This window comes from Nonomuraea sp. NPDC026600 (genome assembly GCF_040638335.1).
Taxonomy (GTDB): Bacteria; Actinomycetota; Actinomycetes; order Streptosporangiales; family Streptosporangiaceae; genus Nonomuraea.
Genome location: NZ_JBEZYD010000102.1, coordinates 1 through 2,097, shown reverse-complemented (window position 1 = coordinate 2,097; position 2,097 = coordinate 1). Strand labels below are relative to the sequence as shown.

At 68.6% G+C, this 2,097-nt stretch carries 2 protein-coding genes and 1 pseudogene; all 3 read right to left on the bottom strand.

From position 1 onward, the window contains the following. Window positions 1–71: 71 nt before the first annotated feature. Window positions 72–929, bottom strand: a complete 858-nt coding sequence (gene istB, locus AB0F17_RS66365; protein WP_358047832.1) for an IS21-like element helper ATPase IstB — start codon at window positions 927–929, stop codon at window positions 72–74. Then, window positions 926–1,252 carry a hypothetical protein gene (locus tag AB0F17_RS66360; RefSeq protein WP_358047830.1) on the bottom strand — a complete coding sequence of 109 codons (327 nt, stop codon included), beginning with the start codon at window positions 1,250–1,252 and terminating at the stop codon, window positions 926–928. Before AB0F17_RS66360 ends, istB begins: the two co-directional genes overlap by 4 nt. Then, window positions 1,249–2,097 (bottom strand): annotated as a pseudogene (locus AB0F17_RS66355) (hypothetical protein); the annotation flags it as partial. The pseudogene AB0F17_RS66355 and the gene AB0F17_RS66360, both read right to left, overlap by 4 nt.

Below are 2,097 nucleotides of genomic sequence, written 5' to 3'. Positions count from 1 at the left end.
TGTGGAACGCCACGTAATTCCCCTGGGGTTCGTTGCAGGTTATTCCCCCAGGTCCTAGCCTTGATCCTTTTCTAGTGGGTGTCGGGTTTGTCTGTCGAGGCGACACGCCCTGGTCTGTTGTTCGGACGGAAGCTGGGTCCGTTCATGAATACTTGATGGCTCGTGTTGATCAGCCGGTCGAGGAGCGACTCGGCGACGACGGGGTTGGGGAAGAGCGGATACCAGTCCACCGGGGCCCGGTTTGAGGTCAGGATCATCGAGGTGCCGGTGCGTTCGCCGATCAGTTCGTAGAGGTCGTCGGCTTGGGCGGGGGTGAGTTCGCGCATGGCGAAGTCGTCCAGGATGAGGATGGCCGGGCGAGCCAGGTCGCGCAGTCGCCTTGCCCAGGTGCGGTCGGCGTGGCCGCCGGCCAGGTCGGCCAGGATACGGCTGGTCTTGAAGAATCGTGCTTCTGCGCCGTGGCGGATGGCCAGGTGGGCCAGGGCTTGGGCGAGGTGTGTTTTCCCGGTGCCGACGGGGCCGTAGAGCACGACGGACTCACCGGCGTGCAGCCAGCGCAGCGCCATCAGGTCGCGGATCTGGGCGGCGGGCAGTTTCGGGGAGGCGGTGAAGTCGAAGCCTTCGAAGGTGGCTTGGTGTTCGAAGCGGGCGCGGTGCAGGCGTCGCGCGAGCGCGTTGCTGTCGCGGCGGGTGATCTCGTCTTGACATAGGACTTGCAGGAAGTCCAGGTGGCCGAGGTCGCCGGCGTGGGCTTGGGCCAGCCGGGCGTCCAGGGTGTCGAGCATGCCGCCGAGTTTGAGCGCGCGCAGGACCGACTGCAGAGCGGTCAGATCGACCAGGGCGGCTGCGGCACCGCCTGGCCGGGTGCTGGCGCGTGTGTCGGTGCGTGTGTCGCCCGTCATCGCGGGTGTCGCGGTGGTGCGGGTCATGATGGGTTCTCCGATCGAGGCGGGTGGGCGGCCGGGGTGAAGACGTGGATGCGATGTCCGGCCCAGTTGCCTTGGGCGCCGATCCAGTCGGCCAGGTGGCTGTCGGGGTCGTAGCCGGCTGGGGCCAGTCCCATGAGGGCGGCCAGGTGGGTGACCATCGCGGTGCGCTCGGCCGCCTCGCCCAGATGGGCTCCGACCTGGATGACGACGTCGTCGCCGATGGTCAGGTGCAAGGTGGGAAGGCTGGTGGTGGCGAGCAGATCAGCCAGGCGGCGCAGTGCGGTGACCTGCGTGGCCGTCGTCACGGTGGTGGTGGCGGTCATGAGACGGCCTGCCGTCCGCTGTCGGGGTCGTCGTCGCCGTGGCCTGCGGGGTCGTTTCGGCCGCCGGGCAGAGCGAACAGCCGGGCCGGGCCGTGCAGGAACGCGCCGGCGCCGCCGTCGCCTGCCGCAGGTGGGATCGGGTCGTGTTCCAGCCCGGCGGCCAGAATGCCCTTGACCGTCTTGTAGGTCGGATCGCCGACGGCCAGCGCTTTGCGGCAGGCGGCCTCCAGTCGGACATCGTCGTATTTGCCGCCCAGGCCGAGCACTCCTTGCGCGGCCCGTAGCCGATACAACGCGTTCTCGCCCAGCAGTTCATCGATCAACGCCTGGCAGTGCGGGCCCACCTCGCGCGCGCGGCGGCGGCACCAGGCCGGGGTCCGCTGGAAGAACGCGATCTTGCCGGGCGGGTAGTCGCTCTCGTCCATCTGCTTGCCGGCCATCTTGAACAGGTGCGTCTTGACCAGCTCACCGCCGTCGAAGAACTGCACCTTGCCGCCCGCGACCCGGGCATGCAGTTGCTTGCCGATGTGTTTCCACGGGATGGAATACAGCGTCTTGCCGACCCGCACGTGGATGTCGGGATGGACGGTGACCGTCGACCATTCGGCCAGCTCGAAGATCCCGGGCGGGAGCGGGCGCAGCCGCCCGGCCTCGACCGCGTGAAAGATCTTGACGGGTTGAGCTCCGGCCAGCGGCCGGCACGCGCGCCGTCCGGCCACCTCCGAACTCCACGCCGCGGCGGCGGCCTGGAGCTGCTCCAGGGTGTGCCCGCAGTAGTCGCGGCCCCTCCAAAACGAGTCGCGAATATACGGGATCGGCCTTTCCACCTGTGCTTTGTCCCGCGG